Below are 21,588 nucleotides of genomic sequence, written 5' to 3'. Positions count from 1 at the left end.
TTTTAGTCAGAGTGACGACGAAGGTGGTCAGATTGGTTGGCCACGATCCAGTTTGTTACTGAGGATGATCGAGGTGGTGGTCTTCTCTACACCGTCGACGCTGCCGATCTGGTCCAGCAGTTGATCCAGCTGTTCCGGCGAATCGGTACGCAGCCAGGCCACGTAATCGAACTCACCGCTGACCGCACACAGTTGCTGAACCTGCGCCATGGCGCTGATCCGGCGCAGCACTTCCTTGCCGGAACGCGGTTGCACGGTAATCCCCACATAGGCCTGCAAGCCGCCATTTACCACGCGCTGGCTCAGACGCACGCCGTAGCCGGTAATCACTTGGGTTTTTTCCAGGCGCGCCAGGCGCGAGGTGACGGTGGTGCGGGCGATGCCCAACTGCCGGGCGAGCATGGCCACGCTTTCGCGGGCGTTGATCTGCAACGCGGCGATCAACTGGCGATCGATTTCATCGAGGACGGGAGGGTGAGAGGCGGGCAAGGTGTTCTCCGGCGCGGGCATCAATGGGCGAGCATGTTACAGGCTCGGTCCCCTTGATGCTCGCGGCGGCGTTTGGCTCAGTTGCGCAGGAACTGCTGGTAGTTTTCCGGGGTGACCAGTTGCGTAGGAATCCATACATCGCCTTGCAGGGCGGCATGCTTGATCAGCATCAGCGCGGCGTCCACCGAGCCAGCGCCGATGGCCACCGGGTCGCGGAAAACGGTCACTGCCAGTTGGCCCTTTTTCAGCGCCTGCAAGCCATCCGGCGTACCGTCGATGCCGCCCACCAGTATGTCCTGGCGACCGGTCTGGCGCAGGGCCATGGCGGCGCCGATGCCCATCTCGTCATTGTTGGAAGCCACGGCGTTGATGGTCTGGCCCTTGGTCAGCCAATCATTCATCAGGTCCATGCCTTTTTCCCGCTGCCAGTCGCCGGACTGTTCTTCGACGACTTTGATCCCGGGGTACTTGGCCAGCACATCCTTGACCCCATTGGTGCGATTGCCGGTATCACTGTGGGCGAGACGGCCGAGGATGATCGCCAGGTTACCTTTGCCGCCCATCTTCTCGGCCAGGTATTCCATCTGCATCCGGCCGATGGCGCGCTCGTCGGTGCCGACGAAGACCACGCCCGGCGGGAAGGTTTCGACCTCGGGACGGCTGTTCATGTACACCAACGGGATACCGGCGGCGTTGGCTTTCTCGGTGATCTTGCGGGTAGCCGCGGTGTCGGCCGGGTTGACGATGATCGCGTCGACTTTCTGGCTGATGAAGCTTTCCACCTGGTTCAACTGGCGGACCACGTCGCTGGCGGACTCTTCCACCTGCAACTTGACTCCATCAGGCGAGGCCTTGGCGCGGTCCTGCATGGCCTGCACCAGGTAGGAAACGTAGTTATCGAATTGTCCGACGGATACCCCGATGCGCAGTTCAGCGTGGGCGGCGGTGGACAACAGCAGGGCACAGGCACAGCCAAGCAGGCGCTTCATGGGAGGTTCCTTTTTATTGTTCTGGTGCGACAAAGATTCTGAAGTGGACACTATTGGAAATAAAATTCCACTTCAAGTAAACCTCGGAATTTATTTTCGCCGATGATCGAACACATTAATTTGTGCCAGATTGTTAAAAGTAACTGTTTGGTACATTATTTCCAGTTGGGTATACAGGAAGGACGTTTGCGCGATGAATAACTTTGGGGCTGCCACCGGCAGCAGAGTGTTGCTGGTTGGGCTGGGCCTGGTGATCGCCTTGATCGGCCTGGGTTTGGCAGGCGGTGGCGGTTACCTCGTAGCGCTGGGCGGCAGTTGGTATTTCCTGCTGATGGGCCTGGCGATGCTGGTCTCCGGCGTACTGATCGCCAAGCGCAGGCCTCAGGGCGCCTGGCTGTACGCCGTGGCGTTGGTGCTGACCGCGGTCTGGGCGGTGTGGGACACCGGGCTGGAATACTGGCCGCTTGTTTCACGAGTATTGACCTTTGCCGTCATCGGCCTGGTGGTCGCGCTGATTTATCCACAGCTCGCCCGCGCCTCGGGATCGACACCCGGGCGCGGCGCCTATGGCGTTGCGGGGCTGCTGGGCCTGGGCGTGGTCGCCACCCTGGCGTACATGTTTGTGCCGACCCACGTGGTCAAGGCCAGCAGCGAGCCGGCGGTGACGCCGGTAACGCCGGGCACCGAGCAAAAAGACTGGGCTCACTGGGGCAACACCACCGCCGGCAATCGTTTTGCCGCGCTGGACCAGATCAACAAAGGCAACATCGACAAGTTGCAGGTGGCGTGGACCTTCCACACCGGCGACATCCCCGAGAGCAATGGCGCCGGCGCCGAAGACCAGAACACCCCGCTGCAGATCGGTGACAGCGTTTACGTGTGCACCGCCTACGGCAAAGTCTTCTCCCTGGACGCCGACACCGGTGCCCAACGCTGGAAATTCGACCCCCAGGGCAGCGGCCCCAACTGGCAGCGCTGCCGTGGCCTGGGGTATTTCGACAGCAGCGCCAGCGAGCAACCTGCCAGCGCCAAAGCCTGTGTGAAACGTCTGTTTCTGCCGACCGGCGATGCCCGACTGATTGCGCTCAATGCTGAAACCGGCGCGCCCTGCGACGACTTCGGCGACCACGGCACCGTCGACCTGAAGACCGACATGGGCGAAGTGAAGCCCGGTTATTACCAGCAAACCTCGACGCCACTGGTGGCGGGCAATGTGGTGATCGTTGGCGGACGCGTGGCGGATAACTTCTCCACCGGCGAACCGCCAGGCGTGGTGCGCGCCTTCGACGTGCACAGCGGCGAACTGGTGTGGGCCTGGGACCCGGGTAACCCGAACACCACCAAACGCCCGCCTGCGGGCGAGACCTACACCCGTGGCACGCCGAACGTGTGGTCGGCCATGTCCTACGACGCCAAGCTCGGCCTGGTCTACCTGCCTACCGGTAACGCCACCCCGGATTTCTTCGCCGGTGAACGCACCGCCTATGACGACAAGTGGAGTTCCTCCATCGTCGCCCTCGACGTGAAGACCGGCCAGGTGCGCTGGCACTTCCAGACCACTCACCACGACCTCTGGGACTTTGACCTGCCGGCGCAACCGCTGCTCTACGACATTCCGGACGGCAACGGCGGCGTACAGCCAGCACTGGCTCAAGTCACCAAGCAAGGCGAGATCTTCCTGCTCAACCGCGAAACCGGCGTGCCCATCGCCCGGGTTGAAGAGCGCCCGGTGCCCCAGGGCAACGTGCCCGGCGAGCGTTATTCGCCGACTCAGCCGTTCTCGGTGGACATGCCTTCCATCGGCAATCAGCAGCTGACCGAATCCGACATGTGGGGCGCCACGCCGTTTGACCAACTGATGTGCCGCATCCAGTTCAAGGGCATGCGTCACCAGGGCGTCTATACGCCGCCAGGCCTGGACCGGGCGCTGCAATTCCCGGGTTCGCTTGGGGGTATGAACTGGGGCAGCGTGTCGGTGGACCCGAACACCCACTACATGTTCGTCAACGACATGCGCCTGGGTTTGGCCAACTACATGATTCCGCGCGACAAGATCGCCGCCGGTGCCAGTGGCATCGAAATGGGCGTGGTGCCGCAAGACGGTACGCCGTTCGGTGCGATGCGCGAGCGCTTCCTCTCGGCGGCGGGCATTCCGTGTCAGAAACCGCCGTTTGGCACTATGTCGGCCATCGATCTGAAAACCCACAAGCTGATGTGGCAAGTGCCGGTGGGCACGGTTGAAGACACCGGGCCGCTGGGTATCCGCATGCACATGCCGATTCCGATTGGCATGCCGACCCTTGGCGCATCGCTGGCGACCCAGTCTGGTTTGTTGTTCTTCGCCGGCACCCAGGACTTCTACCTGCGCGCCTTCGATACCGGCAACGGCAATGAGATCTGGAAATCCCGCCTGCCTGTGGGTAGCCAATCGGGGCCGATGACCTATGTGTCGCCCAAGACTGGCACGCAGTACATCGTGCTAACCGCCGGCGGCGCGCGACAGTCGCCGGACCGTGGGGACTATGTAATTGCCTACGCGTTGCCCAAGAAGTAGGGCCTGAAAAAGCCGCACGGATGTGCGGCTTTTTTTTGCGTCTCAGATCGCGTCAGCCAGCAGGCATCGGGCAAAGAGTTGCGGCACGGGAAGGTTGCGCTGGCTATAGCGGCTCAGCAGGATGATTTCCCGGTGAAAGGTCAGTTCGCCCAGCGGGATGACGCGCACCTGTGGCGTGCGATCCAGCCATAGCCCGGCATGGGGAACCAGTGACACCCCCAGGCCGCATTCGACCATTTTGACCAGCGCCTCGATCTCGTCCAGTTCCAGCGCCACTTGCACATCCAGCCGCTGCTCCCGCAGAAAACGGCTGACCAGCCGCCCGCCAAACGAAGCGCGGTCGTAGCGCACGTGGGGATGAGCTTCGAGCAGTTGCAGCGGGTCATCGCCCTTGACCGTGTGCGGCACGATCAACACAAACGGCTCCTTGCGCAGCACCTGTACGTGCAACTCCTTGGGCAAATCAAAGGGCGGGCGAATGATGATCGCCGAATCCAGCTCGCCGGCGTCCACCTGGCTGAGCAACTCCAGAGAAACCCCGGGCACCAACTTGCACTCCACCGTCGGCGCCGCCTGTCGCAGGCGCACCAGGGCTTGGGGCAGCAGGCCGGTCTGGGCGGTGGTGATGGCGCCGACTTTCAGCTCGCCACGGAATTCGTTGGCATCCACCGGCACGGCCATGCGGTTGAACGTCTCGAGAATCTCCCTGGCCAGCGGCAGCGCGCGGATGCCCGCCGCATTCAGCGTGGCCTGGCGCCCGGTGCGGTCGAACAGCTGCACACCGAGCACCTGTTCCAACTGGCGGATCTGCGCACTCACCGCCGACTGCGTCAGCCCGATATGCATGCCCGCCGCGGCGAACGTGCCATGGCGGGTAACGGCGATAAAGGTTTTCAGTTCCCGCAGCATGGACGTCTCGATTGATCAAAATAATTTGAGCTCGCTGCGAAAACTATCGTCTTTCCATCGATGACGGCAAGGCTAGACTCGGAAGGACTTAATACCCACAGAGGTTAGACCTGATGGCACTGGCTCCTTTTCACCTGGCGATTCCGGTATTTGACTTGGCAGCTGCGCGGCAGTTTTACGGTGAAGTGTTTGGGTTGGAGGAGGGGCGCGCCAGTGATCACTGGGTCGACTTTGACTTCTTCGGGCATCAATTGGTGATTCATGAGCATCCGAAAACCGCTTCTCAAGAGGCGGCGCACACGAATGCGGTAGACGGCCACGATGTGCCGGTGCCACATTTTGGTGTGGTGCTGAGTTGGGATGATTGGCATGCGCTGGCGGAGCGTTTGCAGGCGCGCAATACCCGATTTGTGCTGGAGCCTCACATTCGTTTCAAAGGTCAGGTGGGTGAGCAGGCGACGTTGTTCCTGTTTGATCCGTGCGGCAATGCGTTGGAGTTCAAGGCGTTCAAGGATATTGGGCAGTTGTTTGCCAAGTGAGGGCGCGCGACGGGCATCGCCGAGCAGATGCCCCTGTGATCTGGAAGGCTAGGGTGCCTTGCACACCTTCGCAGCTGCAGGATCATTCGGGATAAACGAATCCGGCGCGCCCGGCTTCAGCACCACATACCCACGCCGCCATGGTTGATCGTCCACCAGATTCCAGCGATGGCCTGTGCCGGTATTGTCTTCGGCGACCAGTACTTCACCCGGATGCAGCGTGAACTTCTCACCGCCGCGAGTCACGAACGCCAGCGTGCCGGAAAGCGTCATCACGTACTGTGGCTCCGGGTCGTTATGCCAGCTATACGAGGAATGCGCCGCCGTTTGCTTGAAGTGAATGGCGGTCACGTCATTGCGCATGCTCTGATCGATGGTGCCTTCCAGTACGTGGGAGTTGTTGTCGGCGCCGGTGCACAGCTTGAAAGCCTTGATGGTGTCAGTGGCGGCGGGGGCGGCTTGTGCGCCGCTCAAGGTGGCGAGGGTGATTGCGACGGCGGCTGCGGCACGCATGCCCAGGCGGTGGATAGAGTTGTGCGGTGAACGTTTCTTCTGAGGCATGGAACAAGTTTCCCTCGTGCTGGAGTGGCGTTGACTGGGAATCATGGTCTTCGCCGTCGCCGTTCGGGACAACTAACTAATCTTTCATTGCTGCACGCCAGAAACGACAAAGCCGCGCAATGCGCGGCTTTGAGTATGGTGGGCCCAGTAGGACTCGAACCTACGACCAAGGGATTATGAGTCCCCTGCTCTAACCAACTGAGCTATAGGCCCTCAGTAGGTCGCGGATTATAGCGATGGTTTCTTCGCTGTGCCATCCGAAAAGTCCGAAACGCTCATACGAAGGAAACTAGTGGCAAAAAGGTCCGGCGGCAGCGGCAGGCTGACGATGTAGCCCTGCATCTGCTCACAACCTTCCGCCGCCAGAAACGCTTGCTGCGCAGGCGTTTCCACACCTTCGGCAATGATGGTGAATTGCATGCTGTGCCCCAGGGCAATAATGGCGCGTACGATTGCCGCATCGTGTGGGTCATCGGGCAGGCCGCGCACGAAGGATTGGTCGATCTTCAGGAAGTCCAGCGGCAGGCGCTTCAAATAGCTGAGGGACGAATAGCCGGTGCCGAAGTCATCAATGGCCAGTTGCACGCCCAGATGCTTGAGCTGGTGCAGCACCTCCAGCGCTTCTTCGGCCTGGCTCATGATGAAGTTTTCGGTGATCTCCAGTTGCAGGCAGCCAGGCTCCAGGCGGTTGTCCCGCAGCAATTGTTCGATGCGCGCCAGCAGGTTGGGGTGGCGCAGTTGCGCGCCGGCGAGGTTGACGGACAGCGGGCCAAAGTCATCAAAGGCTTTTCTCCAGTGGTGCATCTGCCGGCAGGCCTGTTCCAGTACCCAGTCGCCAATCTGCAGGATCATGCCGTTCTCTTCAGCCAGGGCGATGAAGTGCTCGGGCGGCACTTCGCCGAAGGTGGGGTGGCGCCAGCGAATCAGCGCTTCGGCGCCGATCAGTTGTTGGGTGTCGAGGCTCAGCTTCGGCTGGTAATAGAGAGAAAATTCGTCGCGTTCGATCGCCCGGCGCAGTTCGTGTTCCAGCGCCACGCGCTCGTTGGCCTGGGCGGTGAGGTCCTGGGTGTAGCTTTCGACGCGGTTGCGGCCTTTGGCCTTGGAGCGGTACATGGCGGCGTCGGCGTTTTTCACCAGGGTGGCGACATCATCTCCGTCCCGTGGATACAGGCTGGTGCCGATGCTGGCGCTGATAAAGAACTCATGCTCGCCCGCCTGGAACGGTGGGGTGAAGCAGGCCAGCAGTTTATTGGCCAGGTGCTCGGCGTCGCTGGCTTGCTGCAGGCCGGGCAGCAGGATGATGAATTCGTCGCCGCCCAGGCGGGCGACGGTGTCGACGTCCCGCAGTTGGTCCTTGAGGCGCACGGCTATGTCTTTAAGCAGCAGGTCGCCAATCGGGTGGCCGAGGCTGTCGTTGATGTGTTTGAAGCGGTCGAGGTCGAGGAACAGCACGGCGCCCTGGCCGCCGTTTTCCTGTTGATTGTTGAGGGCGGCCTGCAGGCGGCTTTCGAACAGGGTGCGGTTGGGCAGGCCGGTCAGCGGGTCGTGGTGGGCCTGGTAATCGAGGCGCGCCTGGGCGTGCTTGAGGCTGGAGATGTCGGCAAACACGGCGACGAAGTGAGTGATCGACTCCTCGCGGTTGCGCACCGCGCTGATGGTCAGCCAGCTGGGGTACAGCTCGCCGTTCTTGCGCCGGTTGGAGATCTCGCCTTGCCAGTGGCCGTTGGCCGTCAGTTGGTGCCACATGGCCGCGTAGAAGGCGCTGTCGTGCAGACCGGAGGCGAGCAGGCGCGGGGTTTGGCCAAGGGCCTCGGCTTCGCTGTAGCCGGTGATCTCGCTGAAGGCGCGGTTAACGGCGCTGATATTTTGCCGGGTGTCGGTGATCAGTACGCCTTCGGCCGTGCTCTCGAAGACGGTGGCGGCCTGTTGCAGTTTTTCCTGCATCAGTTGGCGTTCGGTGATGTCCCGGGCGATGGTCAGCATGCAGTCGTCGTCGCCGATGGGCAGCGGGCGGCTGGAGACTTCACACAGGCGAACCTCGCCGTCGTTGCGGCGGATGTGGCAGACAAAGTCGCGGACAAATCCGTCCCGTTGCAGCAGCTCCAACATGTGCTTGCGTTCGTTCAAGTCGACCCAGATGCCGAGGTCCAGGGTGGACTGGTCCAGTGACATGGCGCTGTTGAAGCCGGTGATGTGGCTGAATCCTTCGTTGACCTCAATCAGCAAACCGTCGCTTTGGCGTGACAGCAGCAGGCCGTCGGGAGACGCGTGAAAGGCCTTGGCGAATTTCTCTTCGGAGGTTTGCAGGCGCTGCTGGGTTTCTTTCAGTTGAGTGATGTCACGCACCACGACCACCAAGGCTTCGGTGGTATCGAGTTGAAAGGGTTCGGCGGAGATCAGCCCGGTGAAGGCCTGGCCGTTATTGCGCCGGAAGGGCATTTCCAGGTTGCGGATGCTGGTGGTCTGTACCCGTTGCAGCAGGCCGGGGCCTACGCCCTGAATGCCCCAGATATTCAGTTCGGTGGCGGTTTTTCCCACGACGTCTTCGGCGTTTAGCCCGATCTGGTCTTCGAATGCCTTATTGACCTCCATCAGGCAGCCGTCGGACAGACGAGCGATCACCAGGATGTCGGGGCATTGCTGGAACACCGAAGCAAACTTCTGCTCCGAAAGCTGCAACGCTTCTTCGGTGCGCTTGGCTTCGCTGATGTCGATCATCAAGCCGCGCAGCACTGGCTTGTGGCCGTGCTCGATCAGGCTGACGATGTCTCGTACCCACAGGCAGCGGCCATCGGCGGTGATTACGCGGTAGTCGACACTGTGGTCGCGGTTGGCCCGGGTTTCGGCGTAGCAATAGGATTCGGTGCGGGTCAGGTCAGCGGGGTGGATGATGTTGCGCCAGAAGCCCGGGATCAGCCAGTGGGCGCGGGGGTAGCCGAGCAGCTCCTCGGCATGGGGCGACACGTAGCTGTAGGTGAAATCGCTGATGCTGGCTTCCCAGGCAATCGCGGAGAGGCTCTCCACCAGGCCGCGATAGTGGTATTCGCTGCTGCGCAGTTCCTGTTCGAGGGCGACGCGGCGGGAAATCTCCGAACTGAGCCGGCGATTGATCCGGATAACCACCGCCAGCACGATGCTCAATAACAATACGGCCGGTAGCCCGTAGAGCAGTACATCCGTCCAGAGGGTGCGGTGGTCGATGACATTGCCGACCCAGCGTTGCTGGATGGCCTCGGTTTCAGCCGGACTGATATCCGCCAGGACCTTGTCGAGGATGCCCACCAGCATCTTGTCGTCGCTGGGTACGGCCATGGCCAATTGATAGCGATAGGGCGTTTCGCCACTGACGTACAGGCCTTCCAGTTTCAGTTGGCGCAGGCTCCACACGCTGGACGCCAGATCGCCGACCACGGCATCAACCTTGTCGGTGGCCAGGGCCTGCAACGCCGAGCTGACGTTGGGCATGGCCACCAGGTTGAGGTCGGGATGGTGAGTGCGTAGCAGTTCATGAGGGGCATAGTTCTCCACCACGGCGATCTTTAGCCCATAGAGGTCCTTGAGATTGCGCGGTTGCGGACCGCCTTCATGGGCGAGGATGACGATGGGGAAGTCGAGATACGGTCGGGTGAACGACAGGAAGCCTTGGCGTTCCGGGGTCGACATGATGCCCGGCAGCAGGTCGAGTTGGTTGTTGCGAGCCTGCTCCAGCACCGCATTCCAGTTTACCGGCTCGATCAGCTTTATCCGGACCCCAAGGCGATCCTGCATCAGCCGCACGTAATCGGCGGCCAGGCCCTGGTAGCGACCGTCTTCATCGCGGTATTCAAAGGGGGGCCAAGAGGCATCGACGCCCAGGCGCAACTCTTGGTGGTCCGCCAGCCAGCCACGCTCTTCATCGGTGAGAGTCAACGCGCCAGCCGTTGCGGTCCAGGTCAGCAGCGACAGCAGTAACACGGTCGGCAATCTGGGCATAACGGTCTCGTTATGGCACGGGGAATGTTTCGAGTGTAGACGGGCATTGCGGGGGAGGGGAGGCAGCGAAGATTTAATCTGTAGAAGCAAAAACCCCGGCCTGGGCCGGGGTTTTTGTGATCACTCGTCGAGGAAGGAGCGCAAATGCTCGCTTCTCGTCGGGTGGCGCAGCTTGCGCAGCGCCTTGGCTTCGATCTGACGAATCCGCTCACGGGTAACGTCGAACTGCTTACCGACTTCCTCAAGGGTGTGGTCGGTATTCATGTCGATGCCGAAGCGCATGCGCAGTACCTTGGCTTCACGGGCAGTGAGGCCGGACAGTACGTCGCGAGTCGCTTCTTTCAGGCTCTCAACGGTGGCAACATCGATTGGCGACTGCATGGTCGAGTCTTCGATGAAGTCACCCAGGTGGGAGTCTTCGTCATCACCGATCGGGGTTTCCATGGAGATCGGCTCTTTAGCGATCTTCAATACCTTGCGGATTTTATCCTCAGGCATTTCCATGCGTTCGCCCAGCTCTTCCGGGGTCGGTTCGCGACCCATTTCCTGCAACATCTGCCGGGAAATACGGTTGAGCTTGTTGATCGTCTCGATCATGTGCACCGGAATACGGATGGTGCGGGCCTGGTCGGCGATCGAGCGAGTGATCGCCTGACGGATCCACCAGGTGGCATAAGTCGAGAACTTGTAGCCGCGACGGTATTCGAACTTGTCCACAGCCTTCATCAAGCCGATGTTGCCTTCCTGGATCAGATCGAGGAATTGCAGGCCACGGTTGGTGTACTTCTTGGCGATGGAGATCACCAGACGCAAGTTCGCTTCAACCATCTCTTTCTTCGCGCGGCGGGCCTTGGCCTCACCGATCGACATGCGACGGTTGATGTCCTTGATCTCGGCAATCGTCAGACCGGTTTCGGTCTGCAATGCAGTCAGCTTCTGCTGGCAACGAACGATGTCGGCCTGGAAGCGACCAATGGCTTCAGCGTATTTGCTTTTGCCTTTGGCCAGTGCGTCGGTCCAGCTTTCGTCAACTTCGTTGCCCGGGAACTGGCGCAGGAAGTCTGCACGCGGCATGCGCGCATCACGGACACAGAGCTGCATGATCGCACGCTCTTGTGCACGCAGACGCTCAAGGGCGCTACGAACCCGCTCAACAAGGCCTTCGAATTGCTTCGGTACCAGTTTGATCGGCATGAAGAGTTCAGCCAGGGCCAGCAATTCAGCAGTTGCCTGCTTGCTGCCGCGACCGTGCTTCTTCAGGGCCTTGCGAGCCAGTTCCATCTGATCGGAGACCGCGCCAAAGCGCTGGGCTGCGATGATCGGATCCGGACCGCTTTCGACTTCTTCTTCGTCATCGGTGGCGGCTTCAGCTTCTTCATCGTCGGTGTCGTCGTCTGCTTTGGCAGCCTTGGCATCGATCGGCGGAGGAACTTCAGCCGCAGGTGGCGCAATGCCGTCGTCCGGGTCGATATAACCGCTCAGGACGTCGGACAGGCGGCCACCTTCGGTGGTGACGCGAGTGTACTCGGAGAGAATGTGGTCAACCGTGCCTGGGAAGTGCGCGATTGCGCCCATCACTTCACGGATGCCCTCTTCGATACGCTTGGCGATTTCGATTTCGCCTTCACGTGTCAGCAGCTCTACCGTACCCATTTCGCGCATATACATGCGCACTGGGTCAGTCGTGCGACCGATGTCGGTCTCGACCGCTGCCAACGCGGCGGCTGCTTCTTCAGCGGCTGCCTCGTCGGTATCGGCGTCGGCCAACATAAGGGCGTCCGCATCCGGAGCACTCTCGTGTACGGGGATCCCCATGTCATTAATCATGCGGATGATGTCTTCCACCTGCTCTGGATCTGAAATATCCTCAGGCAGGTGGTCGTTGACCTCTGCGTAAGTCAGATACTTCTGCTCACGACCAAGGGTGATCAACTCTTTGATACGAGACTGCTGTTGCGCTTTTCCGGACATAACACCCTATCCACTGAAGGTCTTGGCGGGCAAAAAACAAGCCGAGGATTATACCCGAGCTATGACCTCACACGCCAGCTGAGGTCGGGTTTGATGCGGAAACATTGCGACTTAAAAGGTCGCGCAGTTGATTTTTCTCTTCGGCGGTCAATTCACTCTGACGCGCTTTTCGAAGAAGTTGTTCCAGGTTTCGCTCGCGTTGACGAGCTACCAAGCTAGTAATGGTGTCGAAAAACTGTTGTTCAAGGTTATCGCCATCAATCAGCCATTCCTTTTCTGCCAATGCCTTCAGCAAGCGGCCCTGTTCAGTGCCGTGCCAGCGTGCAATCAGCTGGAATGAGTTTAGCTTAGGATTCTTCTGTACGGCCTCGAGCAGGGCCACCAACAGTTGTGTATTGGTGTGGTCTTCGGCCGCAAAGTGCCCCGCGTCTTCGACTTTTTGTGCCAGTTGCGGGTGATGCAAAAGCGTGCGCAGGGCTGCCATGGTGGGCGGCTCTACTGCTGCTGGGACGCGCGGGCCGCGCGGTTCGTCACGGTCACCGCCACGTTTGCCGTTTTTGTCCCAGGGTTTCTTGTCCCATTTCTTGCCGCCGGCACCGGGTTTCTTCGGTGTCCACTCCTGCTGGGGCGTGTAGGCCTCCTGCGGTTGGTGGAAGTCGGAGTAGTCCGGCATGGCGTCGTAATCCATGCCCGGGTCGTAGGCGGGCGGCGCCTCTTGCGGCGCGCTGCGCGCCAGCTGGCTAACGGCCTCGCCACTCAATCCGGTAATTTCCAGCAGTCGCTGGCGCATCAGGGTCCGCAGGTTGGCGCCCGGAACCTTGTCGATCAGCGGTGCCGCGAGGGTGACCATATGGGCCTTGCCTTCGAGGGAGCGCGGGTCGGACTCTTCGGTCAGTTGCTGGAAAAAATAATCGGCCAGCGGTTGTGCGTGCTGGTTGATGCGCGCACGGAACGCGTCGGTGCCTTCGGAGCGGACCAGGGTGTCCGGGTCTTCGCCTTCGGGCAGGAACAGGAAGCGTGCGCGGCGTCCGTCCTGCAGGCTCGACAGGGTTGATTCAAGGGCGCGCCACGCGGCATTGCGGCCGGCCTGGTCGCCGTCAAAGCAGAACAGTACGTTGGGCACTACGCGAAACAGTCGCTTCAAGTGCTCTTCGCTGGTCGCGGTGCCCAAGGTGGCCACGGCATTGCGCAAGCCTTGCTGGGCGAGGGCGATTACGTCCATATAGCCTTCAACCACGATGATTTCATCGAGGTTGCGATTGTTCTTGCGCGCTTCAAACAGGCCGTAGAGTTCCTGGCCTTTGTGAAACACCGGGGTTTCCGGTGAGTTAAGGTATTTGGGCTTGTCGTCCCCCAGCACCCGGCCGCCGAACGCAATGATGCGGCCGCGACTGTCGCGGATCGGGAACATCACGCGATCGCGGAAACGGTCATAGCGCTTGCCGGTCTCGGCGTTTTCCACCAACAGGCCGGCGTCGATCATGGCTTTTTGCTGCAGGGTGTCGCTGCTCAGGTGCTTGTACAGGTTGTCCCAGCCGGGCGGGGCGAAGCCGAGGCCGAAGTCGCGGGCGATTTCACCGGTCAGGCCGCGGCCTTTGAGGTAATCGACGGCGGCTTTGCGCTGCGGGTGGCTTTTCAGTGCCTGGCGGTAAAAGTCGGCAGCAGCGGTGAGCAGCGGGTACAGCGGCGAATCGGTGGGTTGCCGCGGTTTGTGCGGGCGGCCACTTTCTTCGCGGGGGATTTCCATGCCGGCGGCTTTCGCCAGTTCCTCGACGGCCTGGGGGAAGTCCAGGTTGTCGTGGTCCATGATGAAGCCGAGGGCGTTGCCGCCAGCGCCGCAGCCGAAGCAGTAGTAGAACTGCTTGTCGGGGCTGACGCTGAACGACGGAGTCTTTTCTTTGTGGAACGGGCAGCAGGCGGTGTAGTTCTTGCCGGCCTTTTTCATTTGCAGGCGCGAGCTGACAACATCGACGATGTCGGTGCGGTTCAGAAGGTCGTCAATAAAGCTCTGGGGAATTAGCCCGGCCATGGCGTTCTCGTCATCACTGCGTGTAAAAGAGGGTCCGCAAAGTGCTCAAGGCGCGCGTATTGTGCGGCTCGATCAACTGTCGTCTGCTTGGTCTGTCAGGAAGTGTATCTGCCGAACATTCACTGACGTTAGTTCCGATCAGTGCCCGGCGTAGAAATGTTGCCCGGGAGTCCGGTCTTGGCCATGTGCGGGCCTCGGAAGCTCATCGGTGGGCGCAGCCGACCTGTTGATCGCCTGTTAAAAAATAAGTGTGCTCGTCAGTAGCCTTGTTAGGCTCGTCAGAAGAGACGTGCACCGCTGGCAAAAGAGCCAGTCCTGACGTGTGAAGCAGTTCGTTTCAGTCGCGTGTGCGGCGTCAACGTTGAAGCATCAAGCGATATCCGCAAATGCCAACAGCCCGGCTGAGGGCCGGGCTTGGCAGAAGCTTGCTACGAACGTCTGTGTATTAGTACAGACGAACGGCGCGGCGCTGCTCGCGCTGAACTTTCTTGGCGTGACGCTTAACAGCGGCTGCTGCTTTACGCTTACGCTCAGAAGTTGGCTTCTCGTAAAATTCGCGGCTACGAACTTCAGCCAGAACACCGGCTTTTTCGCAGGAGCGCTTGAAACGACGCAGAGCTACGTCGAAGGGTTCGTTCTCTTTTACTTTGACGGCTGGCATCCAGAGCTACCTTCTTTCATTACCGGGAATCAACGTTCTCGTCGCAAAAAATTCGCGGCTGAGGTCGTCGGTTTTTAAGGGTTGCGGATGTTAACCCCTCATTGCCCGGAATGCAAAGCCTCTGATCGAAAACCGCTAGTCGGGAGGGGGAGCGGCGACTATTATGCGCGCCTTCGAATTCAGCCTCTACAAGGCGCAAACCCATGCTAGTTCTGGGATTAGAAACCTCGTGCGACGAAACCGGTGTCGCACTTTACGACAGTGAACGCGGGCTTTTGGCCGACGCACTGTTCAGTCAGATCGACCTGCATCGCGCCTATGGTGGCGTGGTGCCGGAGCTGGCCAGCCGTGATCATGTGAAACGCATGCTGCCATTGATTCGCCAGGTATTGGACGAGGCCGGCTGCGTGCCGACCGAGATCGACGCCATTGCCTATACCGCAGGCCCGGGATTGGTCGGAGCCCTGCTGGTTGGGGCCTCTTGCGCCCAGGCGCTGGCATTTGCCTGGGGCATTCCGGCCCTCGGTGTGCACCACATGGAAGGCCATTTACTGGCACCGATGCTGGAAGAAAACCCGCCAGAGTTCCCGTTCGTCGCTTTGTTGGTTTCAGGTGGCCATACGCAGCTGGTTCAGGTCGACGCAATCGGTCAATACACGCTTCTGGGGGAAAGCCTGGACGACGCTGCCGGTGAAGCGTTCGACAAGACCGCGAAGATGATGGGCCTCAATTATCCCGGCGGTCCGGAAATTGCGCGGCTGGCGGAAAAAGGCGTGGCAGGGCGCTACACCTTCCCGCGTCCGATGTGCGATCGCCCCGGCCTGATGTTCAGCTTCAGCGGCTTGAAAACCTCTGCCCTGAACACCTGGCAACAGAGCGTCAGCGCCGGAGACGACAGTGAACAAGCCCGTTGCGACATCTCGCTGGCGTTCCAGCAGGCCGTGGTGGAGACTTTGACCATCAAGTGCAAGCGGGCCCTGAAGCAGGCGGGCATGAAGCGCCTGGTGATCGCGGGCGGCGTCAGCGCGAACAAGGCGTTGCGCAGCTCCCTGGAGAAAATGCTCGGCGACATGAAGGGCGACGTGTTTTACGCTCGCCCCGAATTCTGTACCGATAACGGCGCGATGATCGCTTATGCCGGTTGCCAGCGTTTGCAGGCCGGTCAGCATGAAAGCCTGGCAATCAGCGTGCAGGCACGCTGGCCGATGGAGCAACTGCCGCCGCTGTAACCGGCGAACGTGAACCGGGTTCACCGGGCGTATTTAAAAATGCCGTTCGCGCCCGGCAAACAGGTCGCGTAAATTGCCCCGGTGGCGCCAGACGATCAGCAGCGTGAGCACGCTCATCGGCACCAACGCCGCCGGTTCCTGCCAAGCCAGCAACGGCAGCGTCAGCGGTGTGGCGATCAGTGCGGCCAGCGAGCTGGTACGGGTCAGGTAGAACGTCAGCAGCCAGGCCAGGATGGCCAGCAGCGCCGCCGGTGGGTAGATGCCCAGCAGCATGCCGGCCGCCGTAGCGACGCCCTTGCCGCCGCGAAAGCGGAAGTACAGCGGGAACAGGTGGCCGAGCACCGCGCAGACGCCGATCCAGGCTTGCTGTTGCAGCGACAGCCCGGCGAGATCGGCGATCAACACGGGCAACAGGCCCTTGCAGACGTCGCCGAACAGCGTCAATACGGCGAGTTTCTTGCCGGCCAGGCGCAACATATTGGTGGCGCCGGCATTGCCTGAGCCACTCATTCGCGGGTCGGGATTTCCCGTCAGGCGGCTGAGCAAAATGGCGAAGGACAGCGAGCCGAGCAGGTAGGCGAGAGTCGCCAGTAACCAAAACATGCTAACTATTCCGGGCGAGGACGCCCTGATTCTAACGGGGCATCGCGCCCTTGTCGTGCAGCGGAGAAGAGTGCTTGGACAGAGTGTTTATCGAAGGCCTGGAAGTTGACACCGTGATCGGGGCCTACGACTGGGAGCGCGGTATCCGGCAATGCCTGCGTCTGGACCTGAGCTTCGCCTGGGATAACCGCCCGGCCGCTGCCGGTGATGACCTGACCCTGGCACTGGACTATGCCAGCGTGTCCGCACGGATCCAGGCCTTTGCCGAGCAGGCGCAGTTCCAACTGGTGGAAACCTTTGCCGAGCGCCTGGCCGAAGTCTTGATGAGTGAATTCCAGATTCCCTGGCTGCACCTCAAACTGACCAAGCCCGGCGCCGTTCCGGCAGCCAAGGGCGTGGGCGTGGAGATCGAGCGCGGATGTCGCTAACTCAGGTTTACCTTGGTCTTGGCAGCAATATCGAGCGTGAGGCCCATTTACGCGCTGGCCTCGATGCGCTGGCGGGTTTCCTGACGGATCTGCGCTGTTCGGCGGTGTTTGAAAGCCAGCCGGTGGGCATCAAGAGCGGGCCGTTCTTCAATCTGGTGGTGTCGGCGTATACCGACCTGCCGCTGATGGAATTGGACCGTCGATTGAAGTTTATCGAGGCCGACAATGGCCGCTATGCCCCGGATCGCAAGGGCTTGCCGCTGGATATCGACGTGCTGCTGTACGGCGAGCTGGTCGGTAATTTCGATGGCCTGATTCTTCCCCGGGCCGAAATCCTGAAGAACGCGTTTGTGCTGTGGCCGCTGTCGCTGATGGCGCCGGAGCGTGTGCACCCTGAGGCGGGCAAGACATTTGCCGCGCTTTGGCAGGATGCGCAGATCGATCAGGTACTGGCGCCGGTCGCTTTCGAGTGGCGGAATCAGCCGTTAACGCCGGATGCGCTCTTGTAGGCTTTCAGCGCCTTGAGCCGTTCGCGTTTCAGCGCTTCACCCAGCTCGGGGCCCTTGAATCCTTGCTCCAGTAGCGGTGCGACCGCGACACCCCGTGCGGCGAGCGCCGCGCCGCGCAAATAATCCGCTTGTGGATAACTTCTCTGCTCAAGGCCTTTGCGGCCGCGGGCGTCCATCTCGCACGCCACCACAAATTCCTCAAAGCGCTGCGGGCGACGGTAAACGTCAAAGCTTTGCAGCAACTCCAGCAAAGTTGAAGGCCTCAGCTCCAGCGCGCGATGGCCGTGGGTGTGATATTCGCCCACCAGCAGTGCCAGTTCCTGGCAATCCCTTGGTACCTTGAAGCGCTCGTTCACCGCCTTGATCAACTCCAGGCCGCGATGCTCATGAGCAATGTGCTGCGGCAACTTATCCACAGGCGTGAGGCCCTTGCCCAGGTCATGCAGCAGGCAGGCCCAGCGCACGGTCAGTGGTTGGGCGTGGATGGCCGCCTGCTCCAGCACGCTCAGCGTGTGGATGCCGGTATCGATCTCGGGGTGATGGGCTTCGGGTTGTGGCACGCCGAACAGCGCGTCGATTTCAGGCATCAGGGTTTTCAGGGCGCCGCAATCGCGCAGCACCTGGATGAACACCTGTGGCTGGTTTTCCATCAGTGCGCGGGAAATCTCCTTCCAACTGCGTTCGGGCGTCAAGGCTTCCAGTTCGCCCGACTCGCTGAGTTCGCGCATCAGTTCCAGGGTTTCGGGCGCTACAGTAAAGCCGAGGCCGGCATAGCGAGCGGCAAAGCGGGCAACGCGTAGCACTCGGAGAGGATCTTCGGCGAATGCGGGGGAAACGTGGCGAAGAATGCGCTCTTTCAGATCACGCTGACCGTGGTACGGATCAGTCAGGTTGCCGTCGTCATCTTCTGCCATTGCATTGATGGTCAGGTCGCGGCGGATCAGGTCTTCTTCCAGGGTAACTTCGGGGCTCGCGTGAAACACAAACCCGCCATAACCCCGGCCGCTCTTGCGCTCCGTGCGGGCGAGGGCGTACTCGTCGCCGTTTTTCGGGTCAAGAAAGACGGGGAAATCCGAGCCCACGGGCTTGTAGCCCAGGGCGAGCATTTCTTCAGTGGTTGCGCCGACTACGACACGGTCGACATCGGTAACCGGGATGCCCAGCAGGCGATCACGCACCGCACCGCCGACTTTGTAGATTTGCATGAAAAAGCCTCCATTAGCGGCACAGGATAACGCCTGCGACCCGCCAATGGAGGCTTTGCCGTTTCACAGGTGTACGACGGCCAGGTCCAAGCGGCCGTAATCGTTATCGCCGTGTTCGTTGCGGGGCGGAACATGGTGGGTTTTCATCACTTGGTCGCCTTGCAGCGTTTCCAGATGGATATCGAATCCCCACAGCCGGTGCAGGTGCTTGAGGACCTCCTCAGTGGATTCTCCCAGCGGTTTACGGTCGTGCTGCTGATGGCGCAGGGTCAACGAGCGATCGCCGCGTACGTCGATGCTGTAGATCTGCACGTTGGGTTCACGGTTGCCCAGGTTGTACTGTGCTGCCAGGGTTTCGCGGATGGTGCGATAACCCGGCTCGTCATGAATGGCGGGCACCAGCAGGTCGTCCTTGAGGTCGTCATCCATGATGCTGAACAGCTTGAGGTCACGAATCACCTGAGGTGACAGGTACTGCAGGATGAAGCTTTCATCCTTGAAGCTGCTCATGGCGAACTTGATGGTGGACAGCCAATCGCTGCCGGCAATCTCCGGGAACCAGCGGCGGTCTTCTTCGGTGGGGTGTTCGCACATGCGCCGGATGTCGCGGTACATGGCAAAGCCCAATGCATACGGGTTGATGCCGCTGTAGTAGGGACTGTCGAAGCCCGGTTGATAGACCACGCTGGTATGGGACGTCAGGAACTCCATCATGAAGCCGTCGGTCACCAGGCCTTCGTCGTACAGGTCGTTCATCAGGGTGTAGTGCCAGAACGTGGCCCAGCCCTCGTTCATCACCTGGGTCTGGCGTTGTGGGTAGAAGTACTGGGCAATTTTGCGCACGATGCGCACAATTTCCCGCTGCCAGGGCTCCAGCAACGGCGCGTGCTTTTCGATGAAGTACAGGATGTTTTCCTGAGGTTCGGCGGGGAAGCGTGCATTGTCCTTGTCGCTGTTCTTGCCGGCGCGTTTGGGAATGGTGCGCCACAGGTCGTTGATCTGCTTTTGCAGATGCTCTTCACGGTCCTTCTGGCGCAGCCGTTCTTCTTCGGCGGAGATCGGGTACGGGCGTTTGTAACGATCGACACCGTAGTTCATCAGCGCATGGCAAGAATCGAGCAAGTCTTCCACTGCATCGATGCCGTGGCGCTCCTCGCACTGCATGATGTACTGCTTGGCGAACACCAGGTAATCAATGATCGAGCTGGCATCGGTCCAGGTGCGGAACAGGTAGTTGCCCTTGAAAAAGCTGTTATGCCCGTAGCACGCATGAGCTACCACCAGTGCCTGCATGCAGATGGTGTTTTCTTCCATCAGGTAGGCGATGCACGGGTCGGAGTTGATGACGATTTCGTAGGCCAGGCCCATCTGGCCGCGGGTGTAGGACTTTTCGGTGCTGAGGAAGTGTTTGCCGTAGGACCAGTGGTGATAACCCAGGGGCATGCCCACGGACGCGTAGGCGTCCATCATCTGTTCGGCGGTGATCACTTCGATCTGGTTGGGGTAGGTGTCCAGGGCATAACCCGCCGCGATGCGGCTGATTTCCTTGTCATAGGCCTGGATCAGCTCGAAGGTCCATTCGGACCCCGTGGATATGGGTTGGCGCTTATGCTCTTTGGCGGTCATGTCACTAACCTGCGCTGGAAGAGTTCACGGAAGACCGGATAGATATCACCGGCCGAGACCAATTGTTGCTGGGCGAAGGTGTCAGCGAAGGCTTCGCTGATGCGCTCGTATTCGAACCACAGCGCCTGATGCTCGCGCGGGGTGATTTCGACGTAGGTGTAGTACTGCACGAACGGCATGATCTGGTTGATCAGGATATCGCGGCAGATCGGCGAGTCGTCGTTCCAGTTGTCGCCGTCGGAGGCCTGGGCGGCGTAGATGTTCCACTCGTTGGCTGGATAGCGTTCAGCCATGATTTCCTGCATCAGCTTCAAGGCGCTGGAAACAATGGTGCCGCCGGTTTCCCGCGAGTAGAAGAACTCTTCTTCGTCGACTTCCCGGGCGCTGGTGTGATGGCGGATGAACACCACATCGATCTTGTCGTAGTTACGCTTGAGGAACAGGTACAGCAGGATGAAGAAGCGCTTGGCGATGTCCTTGGTCGCCTGGGTCATGGAGCCGGATACGTCCATCAGGCAGAACATCACCGCCTTGGAACTGGGATTGGGTTGCTTGACCAGCAGGTTGTACTTCAAGTCGAAGGTGTCGAGAAACGGAACGCGGTGAATTCGCGCACTGAGTTTGGCGATTTCGGCTTCGATTTCCTGGATATCGCCGAAGTTGTCCGGCTCTTCGCGTTTCAGGCGCTCCAGTTCCGCCTTGGCATCCCGCAGCTTCGCGCGGCTGCTGCCAGACAAGGCGATACGCCGCGCATGGGCTGAACGCAGGGTGCGGATGATGTTGATCCGAGACGGATTGCCTTCGTTGCTGATCCCGGCGCGCACGGTCTTGAAAGTGTCGGTACCGGTCAGGTTGCGTTTGACCAGGTTGGGCAGTTCCAGGTCTTCGAACATGAATTCCAGGAATTCTTCCTGGGTGATCTGGAACACGAACTCATCCATGCCTTCGCCGGAGTTGCCGGCCTTGCCCGGCCCTTTGCCGCCCGCACCGCCTTGAGGCCGCTGGATATGTTCGCCGCTGGTGAATTCCTTGTTGCCGGGATGCACGACAGTCTGTTTGCCGCCCCGGCCGTGGTGCAGCACCGGTTCATCGATGTCGCGTCCGGGGATGCTGATCTGTTCGCCATGCTCCATGTCGGTGATGGAGCGGCGGCTGACGGCCTCTTCGACGGCCTTTTTGATGTGGTCACGGTAACGCCGCAGGAACCGCTGGCGGTTTACCGTGCTCTTGTTCTTGCCATTGAGACGTCGGTCGATCACATAGCTCATGTAGGAGCCCTCCGGGCAGCTTCAAGTTACAAGCTTCAAGCGGCAA

Annotated in this window: 17 protein-coding genes and 1 tRNA gene; 5 read left to right on the top strand and 13 right to left on the bottom strand. The window is 60.4% G+C overall.

The features are described from left to right. Window positions 1-27 precede the first annotated feature (27 nt). Both NVB75_RS17185 and NVB75_RS17180 read right to left on the bottom strand, forming a co-directional pair. Window positions 28-510, bottom strand: coding sequence for an Lrp/AsnC family transcriptional regulator (locus NVB75_RS17185; RefSeq protein WP_063026735.1), 483 nt, complete (start codon window positions 508-510; stop codon window positions 28-30). A gap of 56 nt (window positions 511-566) precedes the next feature. Next, entirely contained in the window at window positions 567-1,478 is a 912-nt protein-coding gene (locus tag NVB75_RS17180; protein WP_258342473.1) for a sugar ABC transporter substrate-binding protein, read from the bottom strand. 193 nt (window positions 1,479-1,671) lie between these two features. Here NVB75_RS17180 and NVB75_RS17175 point away from each other — a divergent pair, with 193 nt between their 5' ends. Then, the gene (locus tag NVB75_RS17175; RefSeq protein ID WP_258342472.1) at window positions 1,672-4,032 is read left to right on the top strand and encodes a glucose/quinate/shikimate family membrane-bound PQQ-dependent dehydrogenase; all 2,361 of its coding nucleotides are present in this window, start codon (window positions 1,672-1,674) and stop codon (window positions 4,030-4,032) included. Between the two features lie 42 nt (window positions 4,033-4,074). Here NVB75_RS17175 and NVB75_RS17170 read toward each other — a convergent pair whose 3' ends face one another. Continuing rightward, entirely contained in the window at window positions 4,075-4,941 is an 867-nt protein-coding gene (locus NVB75_RS17170) for a LysR substrate-binding domain-containing protein (protein WP_258342471.1), read from the bottom strand. A 113-nt stretch (window positions 4,942-5,054) separates the two neighbouring features. Here NVB75_RS17170 and NVB75_RS17165 point away from each other — a divergent pair, with 113 nt between their 5' ends. Continuing rightward, window positions 5,055-5,480 (top strand): VOC family protein, encoded by a 426-nt coding sequence (locus tag NVB75_RS17165; RefSeq protein WP_010167388.1) that lies wholly within the window; start codon window positions 5,055-5,057, stop codon window positions 5,478-5,480. A 48-nt stretch (window positions 5,481-5,528) separates the two neighbouring features. On the opposite strand, the gene NVB75_RS17160 is transcribed toward NVB75_RS17165, so the two are convergent. From NVB75_RS17160 to rpsU, 6 genes are all read right to left on the bottom strand, one after another. Continuing rightward, a complete protein-coding gene (locus NVB75_RS17160; protein WP_258342470.1) occupies window positions 5,529-6,041 on the bottom strand; it encodes a hypothetical protein in 513 nt (170 codons plus the stop codon). Window positions 6,042-6,177: 136 nt separating this feature from the next. After that, window positions 6,178-6,254: transfer RNA gene (locus tag NVB75_RS17155), tRNA-Ile, on the bottom strand. Window positions 6,255-6,269: 15 nt separating this feature from the next. After that, complete coding sequence (locus tag NVB75_RS17150) at window positions 6,270-10,013, bottom strand: bifunctional diguanylate cyclase/phosphodiesterase (RefSeq protein ID WP_258342469.1); 3,744 nt, start codon at window positions 10,011-10,013, stop codon at window positions 6,270-6,272. Between the two features lie 120 nt (window positions 10,014-10,133). Next, entirely contained in the window at window positions 10,134-11,984 is a 1,851-nt protein-coding gene (rpoD, locus tag NVB75_RS17145; RefSeq protein WP_258342468.1) for an RNA polymerase sigma factor RpoD, read from the bottom strand. Window positions 11,985-12,051: 67 nt separating this feature from the next. Continuing rightward, the gene (dnaG, locus tag NVB75_RS17140) at window positions 12,052-14,013 is read right to left on the bottom strand and encodes a DNA primase (RefSeq protein ID WP_003211012.1); all 1,962 of its coding nucleotides are present in this window, start codon (window positions 14,011-14,013) and stop codon (window positions 12,052-12,054) included. A gap of 445 nt (window positions 14,014-14,458) precedes the next feature. Beyond that, entirely contained in the window at window positions 14,459-14,674 is a 216-nt protein-coding gene (rpsU, locus tag NVB75_RS17135) for a 30S ribosomal protein S21 (RefSeq protein ID WP_002551877.1), read from the bottom strand. A gap of 203 nt (window positions 14,675-14,877) precedes the next feature. On the opposite strand from rpsU, the gene tsaD reads away from it, so the two are divergent. Beyond that, window positions 14,878-15,903: a tRNA (adenosine(37)-N6)-threonylcarbamoyltransferase complex transferase subunit TsaD gene (gene tsaD, locus NVB75_RS17130; RefSeq protein ID WP_258342466.1), complete on the top strand. Its 1,026-nt coding sequence runs from the start codon at window positions 14,878-14,880 to the stop codon at window positions 15,901-15,903. A 33-nt stretch (window positions 15,904-15,936) separates the two neighbouring features. On the opposite strand, the gene plsY is transcribed toward tsaD, so the two are convergent. Continuing rightward, complete coding sequence (gene plsY, locus NVB75_RS17125; RefSeq protein WP_088423353.1) at window positions 15,937-16,506, bottom strand: glycerol-3-phosphate 1-O-acyltransferase PlsY; 570 nt, start codon at window positions 16,504-16,506, stop codon at window positions 15,937-15,939. 74 nt (window positions 16,507-16,580) lie between these two features. Between plsY and folB the strand changes: the two genes are divergently transcribed. After that, a complete protein-coding gene (gene folB, locus NVB75_RS17120; protein ID WP_003211007.1) occupies window positions 16,581-16,934 on the top strand; it encodes a dihydroneopterin aldolase in 354 nt (117 codons plus the stop codon). Further along, complete coding sequence (gene folK, locus NVB75_RS17115; protein ID WP_258342464.1) at window positions 16,925-17,443, top strand: 2-amino-4-hydroxy-6-hydroxymethyldihydropteridine diphosphokinase; 519 nt, start codon at window positions 16,925-16,927, stop codon at window positions 17,441-17,443. The genes folB and folK overlap by 10 nt, the downstream gene beginning before the upstream one ends. Here folK and NVB75_RS17110 read toward each other — a convergent pair. From NVB75_RS17110 to NVB75_RS17100, 3 genes are all read right to left on the bottom strand, one after another. Then, window positions 17,413-18,648 (bottom strand): multifunctional CCA addition/repair protein, encoded by a 1,236-nt coding sequence (locus NVB75_RS17110; RefSeq protein WP_258342463.1) that lies wholly within the window; start codon window positions 18,646-18,648, stop codon window positions 17,413-17,415. The genes folK and NVB75_RS17110 overlap by 31 nt on opposite strands. 63 nt (window positions 18,649-18,711) lie before the next feature. Further along, on the bottom strand, window positions 18,712-20,274 hold the full coding sequence (locus tag NVB75_RS17105; RefSeq protein WP_258342462.1) for a SpoVR family protein: 1,563 nt from the start codon (window positions 20,272-20,274) through the stop codon (window positions 18,712-18,714). Beyond that, the gene (locus NVB75_RS17100; RefSeq protein WP_003211000.1) at window positions 20,271-21,542 is read right to left on the bottom strand and encodes a YeaH/YhbH family protein; all 1,272 of its coding nucleotides are present in this window, start codon (window positions 21,540-21,542) and stop codon (window positions 20,271-20,273) included. Before NVB75_RS17100 ends, NVB75_RS17105 begins: the two co-directional genes overlap by 4 nt. Between the last annotated feature and the right edge of the window lie 46 nt (window positions 21,543-21,588).

Origin of the sequence: Pseudomonas sp. CBS (genome assembly GCF_024734645.1) — a bacterium.
Lineage (GTDB): Bacteria > Pseudomonadota > Gammaproteobacteria > Pseudomonadales > Pseudomonadaceae > Aquipseudomonas.
The sequence above is the reverse complement of the archived record's forward strand: the minus strand, read 5'-3'. Positions and strand labels throughout refer to the sequence as shown.